The sequence below is a fragment of the Rhizobium sp. WYCCWR 11152 genome (assembly GCF_013087615.1).
In the GTDB taxonomy this organism is placed as follows: Bacteria; Pseudomonadota; Alphaproteobacteria; order Rhizobiales; family Rhizobiaceae; genus Rhizobium; species Rhizobium indicum.
The window spans coordinates 171,985-190,471 of sequence record NZ_JABFCP010000011.1; the positions used below are offsets into that span (position 1 = coordinate 171,985).

Genomic DNA, 18,487 nt, shown 5'->3' on the forward strand with positions numbered 1-18,487 from the left:
CCTCCCAGACGCGCGTCAGCCAATATGCAGCGAGGCTTGCTCGACGGAAGCCTTGTCATGGACGATTGCCATCAAGGCCCGCGTCATGCCGCCGGGATTGTGATGCTGGATGACGTTGCGGCCATAGACGATGCCACGGGCGCCCTGCTCCATCAACTGCTTGGTGCGGATCAGGATTTCCTGATCCGAAACGCGGCCGCCGCCGCGCACCAGCACCGGCAGACCTTGGGCGATCTCGACCACGCGATGATATTCCTCGACATTGTCGCACGGGTCGGCCTTGATGATATCGGCGCCGAGTTCGGCCGCCTGGCGCACCAGCGGCAGGATCTTGTCGATCGTGCCATCGACCATGTAGGCGCCCTTGGAATTGTCCTGCATGACAAGCGGCTCGACCATCAGCGGTATGCCGTAGATCTCGCATTCGCGCTTCAGGCTGTTCACATTGCGCACGCAGGCGCGGTAGACTTCCGGCTGGTCCGGCAGCATCAAGAGATTGACGACGACACAGGCAGCATCCAACGCGACGCCCTGTTCCACCGCCCTGTCGATCATTTCGGAAAACAGCTGAGACGGAAGGGGATTGCCATAGATGTTGGCGATGTCGGTGCGCAGCACCAGTGCCGGACGATGCTTGCCGGGAATAGCCTGCAGAAGGGGTGCCGTCCCCGGCGGCAGCTGAATGGCATCCGGCGCCGCGTTCGCGATCACCTCGATGGCCGTCTTCATGTTCTCGATGCCGGAAAGGAAGGTGCGTTCATTGAACATGCCGTGATCGATAGCAACGTCAAAACAGTTTCCAGACACGCCGAAAAGTCGGTTCAACCGCGCGGATTTCATCAGCTTCCTCCCAATATGGCAACGTTTCCACACCTGGATAAACGCAGCAGGAATGCGAGTCAAGATAATGTGGTAACGTTTCCATACTGGTTTCCAGGTGTGGACGAGGCGCTGCTCGCACCTCGTCCAGGAAGGACTACCAGCAGGTAAAACCTGCATCGACGTTGACGATCGCCCCGGTCATCAGGCTGGCGGCGCCCGATGCGAGGAAGAGGACGGCGCTGGCAACCTCCTCCGGCGTTCCCATTCTTCCCATCGGCGTGTCGGCGAGCCAGAGCGGGATACGCTCGCGATTGGCTTCGACGGCCACCACCATCGGTGTCTCGATATAGGTGGGCGCGACGGCATTTACCCTGATGCCGTGGTGCGCCCACTCGGCTGCCAAAGAGCGCGTGAGGTGATGGACGGCCGCCTTGGAGACGTTATAGGCCGTCTGAGGCTGAGGCCGGTTGCAGATGTGCCCAGACATCGAGCCGAGGTTCACGATGGCGCCGCGTTTCATCGAAATCATCGGACGACCGAAGGCGCGCGAGCACCAGAAGACGCCATTGAGATTGACGTCCATCATGCGCAGCCAATCCGCGTCGGTGAGATCCTGCGCCGGAACGCCGCTCTGGCCAATTCCGGCATTGTTCACGAGGATCGTCGCCGGTCGCCCGCCGTCGGCGAGCTCAGCCGCGATCGCGTCCATTCGGGCCGCGTCGGTGACGTCGCCGACCCGGACTTCGACGTCGTAGCCTCTGTCGCGCAGCGCAAGCGCTTGCTCAGCGTCGGCCTCGCTGCGTTCGATGACGACGACGGCGGCGCCCGCCTCCGCCAGCGCCTCGGTGCAGCAGAGCCCGATCGCACGCCCTCCGCCTGTGACCACCGCCCGTTCGCCGTCGAGGCGAAATTTCTGCTGGTAGCTCATGTCACGTCTCCTCAAATGTCAAAGGCGCTTGGAAGCACGACGATATCGCGGATGGTGACGTTGCGCGGCCGGGTCAGCATGAAGATGATCGCGTCAGCGACTTCCTTCGGCTCAATCAAGGCTCCGGCCTCCTTGGCCTTGCGAAGGTTTTCCTCCGGCCAATCCGCAAGCAAAGCGCTGATCACCGGGCCTGGAGAAACCGACCCCACACGAATGCCACTTTTCACAAGCTGGCGTCGCATCGTCTGGACGAAGCACGTCATCGCCCATTTCGATGACGAATAGACCGGTTCCCATGGAATCGCCGAGTGTCCAGCAACGGAGCTGGTGACGACAATGTCGCCAGTGCCACGTTCGATCATGTGCGGAATGACGCTTCGAACGTTCTTGATGACGACGTTGACATTGAGATTGAGCATCCGATCGATGGTATCGAGGTCGGTTTCCATCAGGTCGCCGCCGATATAGGTGCCTGCATTGGCATGCAGGATATCGAGCTTGCCCGTCTTCGACAGGATGCCCTCGAGCAATCCCGCACACTCGCCCGGATCCAGCAAGTTGATCTTGAGCGGAATAGCGCGCTCGCCAAGCCGGGCACAAACCGTCTCAAGGGCCTTCTCATCGCGATCCACCAGCACGACCGTCGCGCCAGCGGCGAGCATTGCCTCCGTCGAAGCGAGTCCTATTCCGGATGCTGCGCCAGTAACCGCCGCGATCTTCCCATTCAATTCCGTCATCGATTTTTCCTCCTGTCTTGATTCTGATTGCTAATTATTCCCGACGCCGCAGGCGGCGTGATAGTCCGAGAGACTCTTTGTCACTCTCCAGATCAAAACCTGTTCCGGATCGAGCGGCGCATCTGCGAATTCCTGTGCGGCCGGCATGTGCTGCCAAAACAAGGGCAGCGGTACGATTTGCCCTCGAAGCGCCTCGCACAGCTGCCGGACGGGATCTTGGACTTCAGCCGACGCCCAATAATAGCGAATGCGGTCAGACAGCGAGTAATGCCGCAGCCAGCGCATCTCGGCGTTTGTGCCGTGGTAGTGGCGGCTCCAGTTGCCGGGCTGATCGAGCATCAACGCTTCCATCGCGGCATAGAGCGGACGCTGGCCGTAATCGGGCAAGAGGTCCGAAGCGATGGCATCCAGCGCGTAGAGCGCCTCGCGCAGGACGAAGGTCAGCTCGGGACCGACCTTCAGAATCGGAAACCCATCTTCCACCAGCGCGGTCAACGGCAGTGTCCCCTGATAATCCGTCGAGTGAGCTTCGAACACGAATTGCGGCTCGTCGGTGAGCACCGATTTCAGCGGGTCTATCTTGCTGCGGTCATAAAGGATGACATTCTGATTGCCGAACTCGACACCCGGCTGAACGACCAGGCCGATGGCGCGTCCGAACGCCTCCGCCAGGCCTGCCTCCGCAAAGACCCCGCGGTGGACTTCGATCGTCTTCAGCGCCGCTGCGGCAGCCGTCGGTTCGATGGTTGTCAGGGCATGGTCGGCCCCGCCTGGCGGCGGCACTTCGGTGCCGATGACGTAAACCGGCATTGCGCCGCCGCTCTTCTTCGCCGACGCCTCGGCGACCGCCGCAAGCCGGGCGGCACGATGGGCCGTGGTTTCGTCGTCGAGCGCCACCGGCTCGCCCTTGCAGCCCATCGAGGCATCGAGGTGAATCTTGCGAAACCCGGCATCGACATAAGCGGCAACCATCTTCTCGGCCTCGGCCATGGCCTCTTCGGCCGGGCGGTCACGCCACGGATTGGGGCCGAGATGATCGCCGCCGAGAAGGATGAGTTTTTCGGGGCACCCCTCCTCCGCCGCGATCTTCATCACGAGAGACGCGAAGTCGCTTGGCGTCATTCCGGTGTAGCCGCCGAGGTGATTGACCTGGTTGCAGGTGGCTTCGATCAGGACGGTGCTCTCGTGTTGCTTCCCGTGTCGGAGTGCTGCCCGAAGCACGATCGGATGGGCGGAGCATACGGAGGTCACGCCTCTCGGATGGCCTTCGATCCTCAGCCTGGCCAGTTCGTTGAGATGCACCTGCATCACGGTCGCCTTTCCGTTGAAGCGATGAACGCATCGAGTTCTTGCTGAGTGCCGGCACCTTCCATCGGTCCGAGGACCGTCACGTTGCGGGCGCCGGCGGCCGAGCCGTAGGTCAGAGCCTGCTGCGGAGACATTCCGAGCCGTCGGCAGGTGAGATAGGCACCGCCGAAGCAGTCGCCGGCGCCCGTAGGGTCGACCTCCTGAACGACAAATGCCGGGGCGTCGATGCGGTCTCCTTGCCTGCCGAAATAGGTCGCGCCGTCGGCTCCGCGCTTCAGCACGATCTCCTTGACGCCCACCTCGAACAAGCGGCGGATCGCTTCTGCCTCGCCTTCGACGCCGGCGGCACGCTCAAGCTCCTCTCCGGACGGCAGAAGCAGATCGGCGGCAGCGACAAGCTTGGAAAAGCGGCGCTCGGTGTCCTCGTTCAGCTTCAATTCCTTGCGAATGTTCGGATCCACCGAGAGCGTTCCCCCGCGCGCCTTGACGATGTCGACGGCCTTGTCGATCACTTCGCGCGCACTAGGGACCGACAGAGCGGAACCCATCACGTGAAGATGCCCGCTGCGATTGATGAGATCGCCGACCGCTTGAGACCAGCCGAAGCGCGCAGCTGCTGATGTGGCGATGTTGTAGACGAAATCCCGGGAGCCATCCTTGCGGTAGCGGACAAAGGCGCTTCCCGTGGGATAGTCCGGATCGATCGAGATCGTCGAAACATCGACGCCGTCGTGTTTGAGGCGATCGGTATTGACACGACCGAAATCGTCATCGCCGACGGCGCCGACCATTGCGGCCTTTCCGCCGAGGCGGCCGCACTGCGAGATGAAGATCGCCGGCGCCCCGCTCGCGAACGGACCGACAAGCGGCTGGGCTTTGAGAAACCCGTCTCCGACCGTCGTGGCGACGATCTCGACGAGGATCTCCCCTACGCAAACCGTGGGACCAAGCTGGTCCGGAGCCAGTACTGAGGTCATTTGCAATCCCGCTTTCGATAGTTCTTGTCGTCAACTCGTCGCCGACTGGACCGGCGCACCATCCTCGCTGCCGAACTCCTCGCTCTCCAGGGACAGAAAGCGCTGGTGCAACATGCATGCCGCTCCGAAGGCGGAGCCGAACTCCGCATCATCGTCCACGACAATCTCCGGCATGGGGAAAGGTATATTCTGGCCCTCCGACATGTGGACCGCCACGCGGGCGGCCACCATCGGGTAGAGGGATGCCACGGAGCCACCCAGCACGATCCTGTCGGGGTCGAGCAGACGACAGGCCTGCAGCAATGCGTAAGCGAGATGGCGCGACCAGGTTTCGGCGATATTGACCGCGGCCGGGACACGGTCATGAACGTCGCCAAGGAATTCCTGCAGATCGACGTGCTTACGTCCAATAGCCTCGCGATACTGCCTGATCAGCACTTCGCGACCGATCAGTTGCTCAAACTTCTGACCGCCGCTTCCCGGCACCAGGGTGTGGCCGATTTCTCCCGCCAGGCCGTGGCCGCCCCGGAACAGCTTGCCATCGATCATGATGCCGCCGCCGACGCCGGTTTCCATGAGCAGGAACAGGGTCACGCCTGAGACGCCGTGACGGTAGCTGTCGCCGATCGCAAACGCGTTGGCGTCGTTTTCAACCGCGATCGGGACAGCGGCCGGGACGGCGGCCAGGAAGGCAGATCGCCCAATCTCCTTCAACGACACCTCTCGCCAGCCGATGATGGGTGCGAGGGTGACAATTCCGTCCGGCCGGATGTGGGCCGGCGCCGATATGCCGAGACCCTTGCACCGTCCGATCATCCTCTTCGCCATTGCGCCGACGATCAACTCGACGCCCTGCGCCACGGCCTCCTCCACCGTCGAAGACGGCGTGTCGAACGCGATCTTCCGACATGCCCGGACTTCGGCGGAGAGATCGACAACTGCAGCCGATATATGCTCGACGCCAATCTCGATCCCGACGAAGAATGCGGCATCGGGAACCAGTTCGAGCATGATGCCCGGACGACCGGCACGGGAATGCTCCAGGCGCTGCTTGCCGCTCTCGTCCGACTCCTGAACGAACCCGCCTTCCGTCAATTCGGCGACGATCTCTCCCGAGGATGAGCGATTCATCCCGAGTTTCCGGGCGAGATCCGCCCGGCTGAGGCTTCGGTGGGCATAGATCGTCTGCAAGGCGGCGACGATATTGTTCTGTCGGATCCTGCGCGGCGAACTTCCGATGGAGACGGTGTCGTTCATATTTCAATTCCCTTCAGTCGGCCCAACCCTTACACGACTGGAACAGGCTGTCAGAGGGATAATCAGGGCCGCGCGTTTGTGGCGCGGCGGCGCTTGGCCTCGTCATATTTCAGCTCGATGTAGCGCTTCGCGTGCGCCGCAAGCGGATCATTATCCTCCCAGGTGTCGCGCCAGATCGCACAGGCGAGCGACAGGCCTTCGTCCACGACCGTCGTCGAGAAGCTTTCGAACACGACGTCGCGCTTATAGTCGATGTCGAGCAGAGCGTCGAAGATCAGATCGAAGTTGATGACACCGTCGCCGAGATAGCCGCGATTGCTCTCGCCGATGTGGAAGTAACCGATCTTGTCGCCGGCCAGGCGGATCGCCGCGGCCGGATTGGCTTCCTCGATATTCATGTGGAATGTGTCGAGGTGGAGACGGACATGCTCCGATCCCGTCTCGGCGATGAACTTCAGCCCCTGCGCCGCCGTATTCAGCAGGTTGGTCTCGAACCGGTTGACAACCTCCAGGACGAGGTCGACGTTCGCTTGTCTGGCGACTTCGGCGGTCGCGGCGATCGCGGCGACGCTGTTGTCCCAGCCCTTCTTCGTCGGCTGGCGATTGTACTTGGTATGCGCGGAATAGAGAATCCCGCCCAGCTTGTTGCCGCCGATATCACGGACCGCCCGAACGGCGTCGGCCAGCGTCTGCTTGCCGGCGGACACCGCAGAGGTATCCTCGCTCGATACGTCCTTGTCGAGCGGCAGACCCATCGTCACGCCAATCTCCACGTCAAGCGACTGCGCAAGTTTTGCCAGTCGATCGAGATTGAATTTCTCGGGGCGCAGATAGGCAAATTCGATGGTGCGATATCCGTGTTCGGCCGTCTTGTTGAGGGCCATTTCCAGCCCTTCCTGCGTTTGGCCGCCTGTCCATACAAATGAATGGATACCCAATCGACGCATAGCCTTTTCCTCCAAAAAATGCCTTTGGCTGCGGACAGTGCTATGCCATTTAGTTTGGCAAGACAACAAATAATTTTGGCTGAAAATCTTTTGCTGCTTTGCAAAATTACCTTGCAATGCAATATTTTAAGCCCGCGCACATTGCATTCCGCCCTCCGCCGGAAATTACTTTCTGCAAAAATCAATGGGATAGATCCTCCATTTGCATGTTTAGACAACAAATGTTGCGCCGGTGGATTTTTTGGCCTACACAAAGGACCGGCGAAATGATCTCGCTGCACTTTGGGAGGATTGAAAATGAATTATGCTTTGAAGGCTAGCGCGCTTGCGCTGACGCTCGGCCTCGCCACCACTGCTTCGCCGGCCCGGGCTGACTTCTGGTCCGATGCCGGCGCCAAATTCAAGGGCGTGACATTGCACGGCGTCACCGAAAGCACCCCGCCATCGAACTACATCAGGAACGTGCTGGCTCCGGAATTCGAAAAGAAGACCGGCATCAAGGTCGACATCGAGACGACGTCCTGGGATCAGATGTACGACAAGGCCATCAAGGACATGGAAGCCAAGACCGGCATCTATGACATGGTCTACATCGAGCAGGACATCATCTACTCCTATCTCGCCAGGAATTTCCTCGTCGACATCACGAAGACGCTGAAAGAACAGCCTGATCTGAAGGCCCCGACCTACGATGACGCCAACTTCACCAGCTTTGCCGACTACTTCAAGGATGCGAGCGGCGATCTCTTCGGCGTTCCGATGGAAGCCTTCCTGAAGGCGTATCTCTATCGCAAGGACCTCTTCGACGATCCGAAGATCAAGGAAGCCTTCAAGAAGGAAACCGGCAAGGACCTGAAGCCGGCGACCACACACGCGGAATACACCGAAATCGCCGACTTCTTCACGAAGTACGGCAAGGACAACGGCATGGAGCTCTGGGGCACCACCGCTCAGGCACATACAGGCCATCCGGCGTCCTGGTATGAATTCTTCGAGTCCATCGCGCCGACCTTCGGCGTCTACAATTGGGGCATCGACGCCAAGAACAATTATGCGGCGACGGTCGAACATGGCGGCGCAATGAACGGCGACAAGGCAAAGGCCGCGTTGAAGTACTGGCTGCACCTGCGCGACATCGCTCCTCCGGAATCGACGCAGTCAACCTGGACGGAAACTGCAACGACTTTCGCCGCAGGCCGCGTCGCCCAGGGACTGATCTACGGTGAGAATGCCGCGTGGATCGCAAGCGATCCGGCGCAGTCGAAGGTGGTCGGCCAGGTCGGTTTCGCTCTGCCGCCGCTCGAGCCGGGCGTGCTGGACGACGCGAAAGCCGGAAAGGGCTATATCGGCTACTATGATGGCGGTGCCTTCGGCGTGCCGGTCACGTCCAAGAACAAGGAAGCGTCACTGCTGTTCCTCGAATTCATCGGCCAGAACGAAGTGCAACCCGATTGGGCGATCGCCGCACCGCGCATCACCAATACGGCGACGTTCGACGATCCGAAGGTGAAGGAGATGGACGTCAAGCTCGGCGGCTTCTACACGATGCTGAAGGACGACGGCAAGCTCTTCGCCGGCGCTCCTCCCTACCCCTTCCATGCCCAGGTGCGTGAAGCGACCGCGCCTATCTTCTACGACATCCTGACCGGCAAAATCGGGCCCGATGAAGGCCTCGACCAGATGGCCGCCAAGGCCGAAGAAGAGCTCACCTCGCTCGGCTATCGCAAATAAAACATCCTCCCCAACTTGACGGGTCGTTCCGACGACCCGTCATCTTCCGTTCCCAGATGGGCCGGACATCCACATAGTGTTCAATGGGGGATAGGCGATGCATTCGCAGAAGCTCGGGTGGCTGTTGCTGTCACCGACCATAGTGATCCTCGGACTGTTCGGGATCTTTCCTTTCATCTACGTCCTCTGGGTCTCTTTCCATTCATGGAACCCGTTCGCGGCCAATCCGGGCATGATCTTCAACTGGGCTGAGAACTATCGGCGGCTCGTCTTCGACCCGCAGTTTCTGGCATCGCTCGGCATAACCCTGACATTCGTCTTCTTCGCGGTCGTGTCGGAGCTGGTCCTCGGCTACATCCTCGCCCAGGCGCTGCTCAAGGACTTTCCCGGAAAAGCGGTGTTTCGCACGATCCATACTCTGCCCCTGATCATGGCGCCGATCATCGTCGGCTCGGTCTGGAAGCTGATGACCACCCCGTCCATCGGCATCATTCCCTATCTTCTGAGGAGCTGGTTCGGCTACGATCTGAATATCGGCCAGAGCGCTGTCGCGGCCTTCACCGTCACTGTCATCATGGACATCTGGCACTGGACGCCGCTCGTCACCCTCTCGCTGATCGCCGCACTCGTCTCGCTTCCATCAGACCCCTTCGAGCAGGCGCAGATCGACGGCGCCGGCAAAAGCCAGATCTTCTGGCACATCACGCTCCCCCTGATCCGCCCGGCCCTGCTCGCCACAGTGTTCATCAGGCTGATGGACGCGCTGCGCACCGTCGACGAAGTCCTGATGCTGACCGGCGGCGGTCCGGGTTCTTCGACGCGCTACATCGGCGTCCATATCTTCAGGGAAGTCTTTCCCAAGACGAATTACGGCTACGGTTCGGCGATCTCCGTCATCGTCCTCTATCTCACCATCGTCGTCTGCTGGCTGCTCTATGTCGGTTTGATTGCACCCCGCGTGAAGAGAGGTTGAAGCGATGAAGACCCGTTTTCCCTGGCTTCCGGTCGTCCTGTGGACCTTGATAAGCCTCGCGACCCTTTTCCCGATCTACTGGCTCTTCGTCATATCGGTGAAACAGCCCTTCGACCTGTTCTCGACGCCCGATGTCATTCTCCGGAGCTTCTTCTGGAAGAACTACCAGGACGTGCTGACCAATCCGACCTTGCGCGGATACATGCTCAACTCGATGATCATTTCGTCGGGCAACGCGCTGCTCGTCACCACGCTCGGCTTCCTTGCCTGCTACGCCCTGACGCGCTTCGACCTTGCCGGCAAGGAAAGCATCTTCTTCTGGACGATCACCAACCGCATGGCGCCGCCGGCGGTCTTCCTGCTGCCGCTTTTCCTGCTGCTGACGCAGGTCTACAGGATCGGCGACTTCTCGCTCGCCGATTCCAAGCTGGGCATGATCCTGGTCTACTGCTCCTTCAACCTTCCTTTCGCCATCTGGACGCTGCGCCCGACCGTGGAAGGCATTCCGAAGGAATTGGACGAGGCGGCCTATATGGACGGCGCGAGCCCATGGACCGTCCTCTATGATATCATCTTTCCTTTGGCACGGCCCGGACTTGCGGTGACGCTGATCCTGACCTGGGTGTTTGCGTGGAACGAATACCTGCTGGCAGCGACGCTCACCAATTTCCATGCGCGGACTCTGACCACCGGCCTGTCGGAATATGTGACGACGACGGGGACGGCCTGGGGCATCATGGCCGCGATCTCAATGCTGACATTGGTTCCGGCGCTCATCGTCTTTTCAGTAGTCCAGCGTCACATCGTCGCCGGCCTGACCTTCGGCGCCGTGAAAGGATGAAACGATGACGTCTCAATCAGGAAACAACGAACGCAAGCCGGGATTTCTGCCGATCGAAACGAACTGGTTCGACCGGCTCTTCATCTCGATCGTGATCTGGGTCGCGCTCTCCCTGTTCTGGATGCGGTTCATCGAGCCGTTCGGGCCTTCGGTATGGTTTGCGGCGGCAATCTCGGCGGTCCTTGGCGCCTATGTCGTCTGGAAGGGATGAGCCGATGAATTCCGTCAACAACACCAAAACACAAGCCTTGCTGCTTTAGGAGAACGACATTGGCAAACGTACAGGTTAGCGACGTCACCAAGAAGTATGGCTCTCTTCAGGTCATGCATGGCGTCAGCGTCGACATCGAGGACGGCGAATTCGTCGTTCTGGTCGGTCCCTCCGGATGCGGCAAGTCCACCCTGCTCCGGATGATCGCCGGGCTGGAGACGGTCAGCAGCGGAGACATCCGGATCGGCGGCCGTGTCGTCACCGACGCTCCTCCAAAGGAGCGTGACATCGCGATGGTCTTCCAGAGCTACGCGCTCTATCCCCACAAGACCGTCGCGGAGAATATGGGCTTTCCGCTGAAGATGGCCAAACGTCCGAAGGCCGAGATCGACGAGAAGGTCGGCAGGGCGGCCGAGATCCTCGATCTGACGCGTTATCTCGACCGCTATCCGAAGCAGCTGTCGGGCGGACAGCGTCAACGCGTGGCGATGGGTCGTGCCATCGTCCGAGATCCGAAGGTCTTCCTGTTCGACGAGCCGTTGTCGAACCTCGACGCCAAGCTCCGCGTCACCATGCGCGTCGAGATCAAGGAGCTTCACCAGCGGCTGAAGACCACCACCGTCTACGTCACGCACGATCAGATCGAGGCGATGACGATGGCCAACAAGATCGTGGTGATGCGCGATGGTAGGGTCGAGCAGATCGGCAAGCCACTCGATCTCTACGACTTCCCCGTCAACCTCTTCGTCGCCGGCTTCATCGGCAGCCCATCGATGAACTTCCTTGAGGGCCGCATAGCCACCCGCGACGGCAGGAAGGTCGTCGTCACCGACCAGGGCATCGCCCTTCCGATGGCGGACACAAATGCGGATGAAGGACGAGCCGTTACCTACGGCATACGACCGGAGCACATCACGATCGGCGAAGAAGGCGTTCCGGTCGAAGTCTCGGTGTTCGAGCCGACGGGTTCGGAGACGTTGATCTTCGGCCGCACCGGAGGCGTGCCGATCGACGCGCTGATCCGCGAGCGCATCGAGGTCGACCCCGGACGGACGATGTACTTCCACATCGATCCCCGACGTGCGCATATCTTCGATCGGGAAACAGGCCAGAGACTTTAGGAGATCGACCCATGGACTTCAGAGGAAAGACGGTGATCGTGACCGGTGCCGGCAAAGGCATCGGACTCGAAATTGTAAGGATGCTCGTCGAACGGGGTGCGCAGGTCGTCGCCCTGACCCGCAGTGCCGCCGACGTCGAAGCGCTGCGAGGGGAATTCGGCTGCCGGGCAATCCAAGTCGATCTCGCGGACGCCGATGCGACCAGAGAGGCTGTCATCGCTGCCCTTCCCGCAGATTTCCTTATCAACTGCGCCGGCACGACCGAGCTTCAGCCATTCCTGGAGACAACCGTCGAAGCATTCGATCGCCTTGTCGCGGTCAACACGCGTGCTCCGATGATCGTTGCCCAGGAATATGCCCGCTCGCTGATCAAGGAAGGCCGTCCAGGCGCCATCGTCAATGTCTCGTCGGTCGCATCCTTCGTCGGCATCCCGGACCACGCGGCCTATTGTGCATCGAAGGGTGGATTGGATGGCTTGACGCGCGTCATGGCAAAGGAGCTTGCGCCTCACGGCATCCGCGCAAACGGCGTCCACCCAACGGTGACGTTGACGCCAATGGCGGTGAAGGCATGGAGCGATCCCGAGAAGGCCGCGGGGATGATGAAGCGAATTCCGGTCGGTCGCTTCGCTGAGCCGGCAGACATTGCCGAGGTTGTTCTTTTCCTGCTGTCCGACCAGGCTGCCATGGTGAATGGCATATCGATGCCGGTGGACGGCGGCTACATGATTGCCTGAAGTTCAGGACGAACGTGTCGTACGAGCCTGCGATTGCAATAGGGGATGCGGCGAGGTTGACCGCCGCACCAAACGGCGCAGCTCATCCTGATCAACAAAATGATCCGTCACGCCAGCCTCTTTATCCGGATGGCTGAAGACAAGTCCGTCTGAATCCTCAAGCTTCAGAGCTTGCTCCGTATTCATGATCCCCAGTGCCTGGCGCTCGTATTCGGACTCAAGCGCCGCCTCGACGATGGCTTTTTTCTTGCGCATGTCCATTTCCTCCGTTGCTCAAATGGTAACGGACGGGCGGACTCGCGGTTCCCATCAGGGCATCACGATGTGAGACCCATTGAAACGAATGCTCGCCGATAACATTGCCCGCCATCGCGCGGGCCGAACTGTTTTTATGCCCTCGCTGCGAGGTTTGGCGCTGCCACAGCATGGCACTATCGATCGCCGCGCCGCCGGTGAGGCGGCAAGAACGGGCAGTCGTCTGGGATTTGATGAGCAACGCTGGCAAGATAGGCGGAGGAGCTGCGATCGTTTTGACGGGTCTTTTTATTCGTCAAGCAGTTCCCGCAGCGAGAAATATTTTTGACAATTAGCAAATCCTCACGAACTCAACCTCCAACAGCTTTGCTAATTTTTCGATGCTGCTCCCAATGTGTCCGACGCCGACTGCGCAATGATGCGCCGGTCCTTCGGCGTTCCAATTCTCGACGAACGCGCGCGCCCCGATTGGAAACTGATAGCGGCTGTTGGTGTTTCCAATCTCCAGGATCGGTCCGGGCACCGATTGTCCTTCGGCGCACAACAGCTTCACTTTTCCGGCGCACTCCACCACGGAGAGCAGTGTTACCGGGCCATTCTTAACCGACATTTCGACACTTACGCCGGAGCCGACCTTGCCGTGATAGACCTCCAGAGGACGGATCTTGGTTCGACCCTGTGCAATTTTGGTATGGCCTGGGCCATCATGGCCCATCAGGACCACATCTGCATCGAAATCCATTGCATAATATTCGGTGAAGGAACCTCCGGTGCCGAAGCTGTCCATGATCTTCATGGCCTGCGCGTTCTTGATCTCATATTCGCCAGCAACCGGTATGCCTTCGGCGGTGAGCATCGAACAACCAACGATTACCGACGTGATGACGTCCTCGTATTCATGCCCGGACACCGATTCATAATAATAGGCGAGCGAGCCGAGACGCTTCGCGTCGACGAGTTTGCGCAGCGCGACAGCAGTTTTTGCCGCCCGCGCCAGTTCGTCCGGATCGCAATCCGGCTGCACGTCGAATTCCGTTCGGATTCTGTCCAAGCAGGCCGCCACTTCCGCCTCGCCAACGTCGCGTCTGAGGCGTGCTAGTTCGTCAATCTCCACCACTTCGATGTGTGTCCCGAATGCCGTGCTTTGGGCTGTGAGATCGGAATAGATATCGAGCATGCCGTTGTAATAGCGCCCCATGACGCCAAGGCGATTATGCGACATGACGTGGGCTACCCGTGCGGCCTCGATCCACTCCTCGATCTCGTTGTCGACAAACGGGTCATCGTTGAGAACGCCTGTTACTTGGTGGAACCGAATGCCCGCTCGAGTGAACACATTGGCAATCTCGGGCACCGGGCATGCAGCGCAGTGCGCCAGCCACTCGCCGGTCATGGCAGTCCTGTTGCCGAGTGCGTTGAAGGACGCGTAGTCGATCGCACCAGCCGGCTGCAGATTCAAAATAATGACCGGTACCTTTGCACGCCGAACAACCGGCAAGACGGTCGACGATAGAGCGTAGGTGGTGATGTAAAGGAAAATGATATCGACATCGGCCTGACGAAACAGATGGCCGGCATCGACGGCCTTCTCCGGCGTATCGACGAGGCCAAGATTGACGACTTCGACCCCGGGCCGTTCCAGCTTGGACGCGACGACATGTACATATCCGCGCAGCCTTGCTTCGAGACCGTCAAACTGCGGCCAATAGGCCTCCAGACCGATACCGAACAGGCCGGCCTTCAAAGGGCGATCAGGCATTCCATTTTCTCCTGGAATTATAGCGGGGTCAGCCCTGCAGGCGGACACGAAGCTGGTCGAGGCCCACGGCCAGAAGCAACACGACACCGCGCGTGACATCCTGCCAGAAACTGGACACGTTCATGAGGGTCAGGCCGTTGTTCAGAGTTCCGAGGATCAGCACCGCAATCAGCGTACCCCAGACGCTTCCCCGCCCGCCAAAGAGGCTCGTGCCTCCAAGAATGATAGCGGCGATGATCGTCAGCAGATGCTGACTTGCTGCATTCGGGGCTGCCGCGCCGAGCATTGCTGCAAGAATGATACCAGCGGCAGCGCCTGAAATGCCTGAGATCACGTAGAGGATCATCTGGGTGCGCTCAACAGGCACGCCGAGAAGGCTGCTGGCCTCGGGATTGCCGCCGGTTGCGTAGACAAACCGTCCGAACGGCGTCTTGGCAAGCACGAGCCAAAGGACGGCAAAGACGATCAGCATGACGATGACGGGAAACGGCACGGACAAGATGCGACCTGAACCAAGCCAATTGAAGGCCGGCACGAAAAGCGGCTTGCTCAAGCCACCCGTCATGACCATCGACAGGCCCGAGAAGATGCTCATCGTCCCGAGTGTCACGATCAGGGGATTGAGGCGCAGCTTGGTGACGATCACCCCATTCAAAATTCCGACCCCGGCGCCGATGACCAAGGCTGTCAGGCATCCAACCCAGATATTGATCCCGTTGGAATGCATCAATGCGACGATGACACCGGCGAGTCCGGCAACGGCAGCCACCGACAGATCGAGTCCACCGCCAATGATCAGCGGCGTTCCGGCTGCGGCCATGAGCCCGATGAAGGCCATGTTCGTGCCGATATTGGCAAGATTGCTCACCGACAGAAAGAACGGCGACAGCATAGCGAAAGCCGCAAGAAGGATGACATAGAAGCCCAGCAGAACCACGATCCCGGCGGTCGGTCTGGCAAGGATCTCCGTCATCGACTGGCGTTGGCTGGTCGTCTTGGGTTCGCTTGCAACGATCGAGTTTGACTTGTTCATGCTTTCTCCAATTCGTTCGCAGCAGACACGGAGTGCGACTCCGCCGCCTGCATCAGCTCGGCGGCCGATGCATTGGCTCCCAATGCGGCCACGGCCCGGCCCTCTTCGAAGACGATCGCTCGGTCGGCAAGACCGGCGACTTCCTCAGCGTCCGATGAGACGAGGAGTATGCCCAATCCGTTCGCTGCGAGCCGGCGGATCTCCTCATAAATCTCTCGTCGAGCGCCGAGGTCGACCCCGCGGGTCGGTTCCTCGAGAATGAGCAGCTTGGGGTCGCCGAGCAGCCATCGCGCCAGGCACACTTTCTGCTGGTTGCCGCCGGACAGGAGTCTTATTTCCTGCTCCGGACCCGTCGTCTTGACGCGCAGGGTGCGGATCCAGTGTTGCGACATTGCCCGCTCCCGATTGTCATCGACGAGCCCGAAGCGCGTAAAGCGCGTGAGGTAAGGAAGGGTCGTGTTGGTACGGACGGTGAGGTTGGCGATCAGGCCTTGCCGCTTGCGTTCGGCTGCAACGAAACCAATACCGCTTCGAATGCTTGCCCGCGGGTTCGACAACGCCGTTTCGGCTGTCCCCATCCGGATTGAACGGACCTTCGCCTTGGGCTCCGCCCCATAAATGGCTCTGCCGACCTTCTCAATCCCGGAGCCGATCAGGCCGAACGCACCCAGGACCTCGCCGCGGCGCACCGAAAAGGACACGTCGCTGAGCCAGCCTGGCAGCGACAGTCCTTCGACAGCCAGGATCGTCTCGTCCGGCAGGGATTGCGGCTTTGCCGGAAAAAGATCGCCGAGATCGCCTCCCAGCATCGCCCGCAGCACCTCGTCGTGACTGGTGGCGCTCGTCTGGAACTGTCCGCGTACCTCGCCGTCCCGCAACACGACGATCCGGTCGGAGAGGCGAAACACCTCGTCGAGGTAGTGGGAGATATAGATGATCGTGACGCCATCGGCGCGAAGCGCATCGATCACCCCGAACAGGGTTTCGGCATCTGCTTCTCCGAGTGCAGCAGTCGGTTCATCCATGATCAGAATACGGGCCTGGCCGGCCAATGCCCGGGCGATCTCGACGATCCGCTGCTCCGGAAGCGATAGTGATCCCATTCTCCGGCTCGCAGAGACATGACCGAGCTTCAGTCGGCCGAGCAGCGTCGTCGCTTGCCTCTGCATGGCGGCACGGTCGACGAAACTTATGCCGGCGATCTTGCGCTGGGGCATCGATCCCAACGCGATGTTCTCCGCGACCGACAAGTCCGGATGCACGGACAGTTCCTGCGGCATCAAGCGAATGCCCGATGCTATGGCCGCACGTGCCGACGTGATGTCGACTGCGGCCCCATCGATCTGTATATGTCCGGCGTCGCAGGAATAGACGCCGGACAGGATCTTCATCAGCGTGGATTTGCCTGCACCGTTGGCGCCGAGCAGTGCCACGACCTCGCCGGCATCGGCCGAACATGTGACGTTTTTCAGGACCTGCACGCCGGAGAAGGACTTCGTGACGTTGGTGATTTGGAGCCGCGCTACGCGGCTCTCGGTGCTCGATACCGTCTGCATCAAAATCTCCTCCGACCCCAGATCATTGCTTGGGGAGAATTGCCTCGTAGCCCTTCAACCAATCCTCTTTTTTCAGACCAGAGAGATAGCTTGCGAACTCTGCCTCGGGAAAGGTGTAACCGTCGGCTTCACCGGCGCACGCGAATTCCTTGTAGAATTTGCAGATGTTTGCCTTGGTTACCATTTGATGGGTGACGAAGGTTGCCTCCGGCACGGCCTTGCCGGCGAGCGCAGACAGTGCAATCGGAATGAGATAATTCCCGTAGCTGCCTGGAAACGAACCCGTCGCCGCCACGAGTTTCGGGTCCGTGGCAAGCGCCTCGGCTTCATCCGCGCCGTTGCCGACGGCGATGGCCTGATCAACACGTCCGGCTGCTCGGACGGCCTGCAGCATGCCCATGGTCGCCTGGTCGTTGATCGCGATGATCAGGATCGGCGCTCCTGGCGGAATGCGGCCGAGTACGTTGTTCATCTGGGTATAGGATTCCTGCAGCGTATTCTTCGTATCGATCTCGATGATGTGGTCGGCCGGGAAATCCTTGGTCAGGGCTAGGAAGCCGGCGCGCTGACCTTCCGTGCGCATGCGCGGGATGACGCCCGACTGGGGCAGTGCGCCGATGACGAGATAGCCGCTTTTTACCGTGTCCGCGCCAAACTGTTTTGCCGCAGCCGTTGCAAGGTAGGACCCGCCCATGAAACCGGACTTCGGATTGTTCACGCCGAAGAAACTTGCACCGGGCATGGGGATATCGATTGCCGTGACCTTGGTGCCGTCTTGCTTGAACACGTCCATCACGGTCTGACCGAAGTTTGCGTCGGTCTGAAACTCGATGACATAGTCAACCTTGCGTTCGGCAAAAGACTTGGCATTGGCAAGCGCGGTCGGGCCATCGAGTCGGTTGTCGGCGACGACGAGTTCCACGCCGGCAGCATCGGCGTTTGCCTGAATGCCTTTCTCCACGAGCACGCCGAAAGCGATGTCACGCTGAAGATTGGCGAAGCCGATGCTGTACTTGCTGCCGTTTTTCGGAGGCGTCACTTTCGACGCGTCGGCGGCCATGGCCTGGAGAGCCTCGGCCGAAAGCATATTGCCGTCGAACTTCGCGGGATCGAACCCGTGGAAATCATCGGCATAGGCAGCAGATGCGGCGAGGCAAGCGGCTGCGACCAGCAGTCTGGCGTGAGTTTTCATATCTATTCTCCTCCCAGCCCCTACCCTCCCCGGCAGCGGCGATAGCTGATGCAATCAGCGTTCGGCAAAATTCGATCAACTTTGCCCTGACCTGATGACGGT

18 protein-coding genes are annotated in these 18,487 nt (G+C 60.1%); 6 read left to right on the forward strand and 12 right to left on the reverse strand.

Annotation, left to right across the window (positions count from 1 at the left end; genetic code table 11):
* Positions 1-15: 15 nt before the first annotated feature.
* The 7 genes from G9X67_RS22355 to G9X67_RS22385 all read right to left on the reverse strand — a co-directional run bounded on the left by G9X67_RS22355 (position 16) and on the right by G9X67_RS22385 (position 6,976).
* Positions 16-840 (reverse strand): aldolase, encoded by an 825-nt coding sequence (locus G9X67_RS22355; protein ID WP_171599705.1) that lies wholly within the window; start codon positions 838-840, stop codon positions 16-18.
* 136 nt (positions 841-976) lie between these two features.
* The gene (locus G9X67_RS22360) at positions 977-1,750 is read right to left on the reverse strand and encodes an SDR family oxidoreductase (RefSeq protein WP_171599706.1); all 774 of its coding nucleotides are present in this window, start codon (positions 1,748-1,750) and stop codon (positions 977-979) included.
* Positions 1,751-1,761: 11 nt separating this feature from the next.
* Complete coding sequence (locus G9X67_RS22365; RefSeq protein WP_171599707.1) at positions 1,762-2,487, reverse strand: SDR family oxidoreductase; 726 nt, start codon at positions 2,485-2,487, stop codon at positions 1,762-1,764.
* A 30-nt stretch (positions 2,488-2,517) separates the two neighbouring features.
* A complete protein-coding gene (locus G9X67_RS22370) occupies positions 2,518-3,795 on the reverse strand; it encodes a D-tagatose-bisphosphate aldolase, class II, non-catalytic subunit (RefSeq protein WP_171599708.1) in 1,278 nt (425 codons plus the stop codon).
* Positions 3,795-4,772 carry a sugar kinase gene (locus G9X67_RS22375; protein WP_171599709.1) on the reverse strand — a complete coding sequence of 326 codons (978 nt, stop codon included), beginning with the start codon at positions 4,770-4,772 and terminating at the stop codon, positions 3,795-3,797. The genes G9X67_RS22370 and G9X67_RS22375 overlap by 1 nt, the downstream gene beginning before the upstream one ends.
* A gap of 30 nt (positions 4,773-4,802) precedes the next feature.
* Positions 4,803-6,029, reverse strand: a complete 1,227-nt coding sequence (locus G9X67_RS22380) for an ROK family transcriptional regulator (RefSeq protein WP_138334430.1) — start codon at positions 6,027-6,029, stop codon at positions 4,803-4,805.
* Positions 6,030-6,091: 62 nt separating this feature from the next.
* A complete protein-coding gene (locus G9X67_RS22385; protein ID WP_171599710.1) occupies positions 6,092-6,976 on the reverse strand; it encodes a sugar phosphate isomerase/epimerase in 885 nt (294 codons plus the stop codon).
* 297 nt (positions 6,977-7,273) lie between these two features.
* On the opposite strand from G9X67_RS22385, the gene G9X67_RS22390 reads away from it, so the two are divergent.
* The 6 genes from G9X67_RS22390 to G9X67_RS22415 all read left to right on the forward strand — a co-directional run bounded on the left by G9X67_RS22390 (position 7,274) and on the right by G9X67_RS22415 (position 12,590).
* Positions 7,274-8,707 (forward strand): extracellular solute-binding protein, encoded by a 1,434-nt coding sequence (locus G9X67_RS22390; protein WP_171599711.1) that lies wholly within the window; start codon positions 7,274-7,276, stop codon positions 8,705-8,707.
* Positions 8,708-8,804: 97 nt separating this feature from the next.
* Positions 8,805-9,680, forward strand: a complete 876-nt coding sequence (locus G9X67_RS22395; protein ID WP_003545408.1) for a sugar ABC transporter permease — start codon at positions 8,805-8,807, stop codon at positions 9,678-9,680.
* 4 nt (positions 9,681-9,684) lie between these two features.
* The gene (locus G9X67_RS22400; protein WP_003556379.1) at positions 9,685-10,521 is read left to right on the forward strand and encodes a carbohydrate ABC transporter permease; all 837 of its coding nucleotides are present in this window, start codon (positions 9,685-9,687) and stop codon (positions 10,519-10,521) included.
* Positions 10,522-10,525: 4 nt separating this feature from the next.
* Positions 10,526-10,732 (forward strand): DUF2160 family membrane protein, encoded by a 207-nt coding sequence (locus tag G9X67_RS22405; protein WP_003556377.1) that lies wholly within the window; start codon positions 10,526-10,528, stop codon positions 10,730-10,732.
* Positions 10,733-10,791: 59 nt separating this feature from the next.
* Complete coding sequence (gene ugpC, locus G9X67_RS22410; RefSeq protein ID WP_171599712.1) at positions 10,792-11,853, forward strand: sn-glycerol-3-phosphate ABC transporter ATP-binding protein UgpC; 1,062 nt, start codon at positions 10,792-10,794, stop codon at positions 11,851-11,853.
* Between the two features lie 11 nt (positions 11,854-11,864).
* Positions 11,865-12,590 carry an SDR family oxidoreductase gene (locus G9X67_RS22415; RefSeq protein ID WP_171599713.1) on the forward strand — a complete coding sequence of 242 codons (726 nt, stop codon included), beginning with the start codon at positions 11,865-11,867 and terminating at the stop codon, positions 12,588-12,590.
* Positions 12,591-12,593: 3 nt separating this feature from the next.
* On the opposite strand, the gene G9X67_RS22420 is transcribed toward G9X67_RS22415, so the two are convergent.
* The 5 genes from G9X67_RS22420 to G9X67_RS22440 form a co-directional block, all read right to left on the reverse strand.
* Positions 12,594-12,851, reverse strand: coding sequence for a hypothetical protein (locus tag G9X67_RS22420; protein WP_064647809.1), 258 nt, complete (start codon positions 12,849-12,851; stop codon positions 12,594-12,596).
* A gap of 325 nt (positions 12,852-13,176) precedes the next feature.
* Positions 13,177-14,604 (reverse strand): arabinose isomerase, encoded by a 1,428-nt coding sequence (locus tag G9X67_RS22425; protein ID WP_171599714.1) that lies wholly within the window; start codon positions 14,602-14,604, stop codon positions 13,177-13,179.
* Between the two features lie 28 nt (positions 14,605-14,632).
* Entirely contained in the window at positions 14,633-15,637 is a 1,005-nt protein-coding gene (locus tag G9X67_RS22430) for an ABC transporter permease (RefSeq protein WP_171599715.1), read from the reverse strand.
* The gene (locus tag G9X67_RS22435) at positions 15,634-17,193 is read right to left on the reverse strand and encodes a sugar ABC transporter ATP-binding protein (RefSeq protein ID WP_171599716.1); all 1,560 of its coding nucleotides are present in this window, start codon (positions 17,191-17,193) and stop codon (positions 15,634-15,636) included. Before G9X67_RS22435 ends, G9X67_RS22430 begins: the two co-directional genes overlap by 4 nt.
* 22 nt (positions 17,194-17,215) lie before the next feature.
* Positions 17,216-18,385 (reverse strand): sugar ABC transporter substrate-binding protein, encoded by a 1,170-nt coding sequence (locus G9X67_RS22440; RefSeq protein WP_138334438.1) that lies wholly within the window; start codon positions 18,383-18,385, stop codon positions 17,216-17,218.
* Between the last annotated feature and the right edge of the window lie 102 nt (positions 18,386-18,487).

Bases quoted from the DNA above. Each gene is read 5' to 3' on its own strand.
- G9X67_RS22405 (WP_003556377.1), top strand. From the start codon at position 10,526: ATGACGTCTCAATCAGGAAACAACGAACGCAAGCCGGGATTTCTGCCG.
- G9X67_RS22415 (WP_171599713.1), top strand. From the start codon at position 11,865: ATGGACTTCAGAGGAAAGACGGTGATCGTGACCGGTGCCGGCAAAGGC.
- G9X67_RS22370 (WP_171599708.1), bottom strand. From the start codon at position 3,795: ATGCAGGTGCATCTCAACGAACTGGCCAGGCTGAGGATCGAAGGCCAT.
- G9X67_RS22365 (WP_171599707.1), bottom strand. From the start codon at position 2,487: ATGACGGAATTGAATGGGAAGATCGCGGCGGTTACTGGCGCAGCATCC.
- G9X67_RS22440 (WP_138334438.1), bottom strand. From the start codon at position 18,385: ATGAAAACTCACGCCAGACTGCTGGTCGCAGCCGCTTGCCTCGCCGCA.
- G9X67_RS22395 (WP_003545408.1), top strand. From the start codon at position 8,805: ATGCATTCGCAGAAGCTCGGGTGGCTGTTGCTGTCACCGACCATAGTG.
- G9X67_RS22390 (WP_171599711.1), top strand. From the start codon at position 7,274: ATGAATTATGCTTTGAAGGCTAGCGCGCTTGCGCTGACGCTCGGCCTC.
- G9X67_RS22360 (WP_171599706.1), bottom strand. From the start codon at position 1,750: ATGAGCTACCAGCAGAAATTTCGCCTCGACGGCGAACGGGCGGTGGTC.
- G9X67_RS22435 (WP_171599716.1), bottom strand. From the start codon at position 17,193: ATGCAGACGGTATCGAGCACCGAGAGCCGCGTAGCGCGGCTCCAAATC.
- G9X67_RS22430 (WP_171599715.1), bottom strand. From the start codon at position 15,637: ATGAACAAGTCAAACTCGATCGTTGCAAGCGAACCCAAGACGACCAGC.
- G9X67_RS22355 (WP_171599705.1), bottom strand. From the start codon at position 840: ATGAAATCCGCGCGGTTGAACCGACTTTTCGGCGTGTCTGGAAACTGT.
- G9X67_RS22420 (WP_064647809.1), bottom strand. From the start codon at position 12,851: ATGGACATGCGCAAGAAAAAAGCCATCGTCGAGGCGGCGCTTGAGTCC.
- G9X67_RS22375 (WP_171599709.1), bottom strand. From the start codon at position 4,772: ATGACCTCAGTACTGGCTCCGGACCAGCTTGGTCCCACGGTTTGCGTA.
- G9X67_RS22400 (WP_003556379.1), top strand. From the start codon at position 9,685: ATGAAGACCCGTTTTCCCTGGCTTCCGGTCGTCCTGTGGACCTTGATA.
- G9X67_RS22380 (WP_138334430.1), bottom strand. From the start codon at position 6,029: ATGAACGACACCGTCTCCATCGGAAGTTCGCCGCGCAGGATCCGACAG.
- G9X67_RS22385 (WP_171599710.1), bottom strand. From the start codon at position 6,976: ATGCGTCGATTGGGTATCCATTCATTTGTATGGACAGGCGGCCAAACG.
- G9X67_RS22425 (WP_171599714.1), bottom strand. From the start codon at position 14,604: ATGCCTGATCGCCCTTTGAAGGCCGGCCTGTTCGGTATCGGTCTGGAG.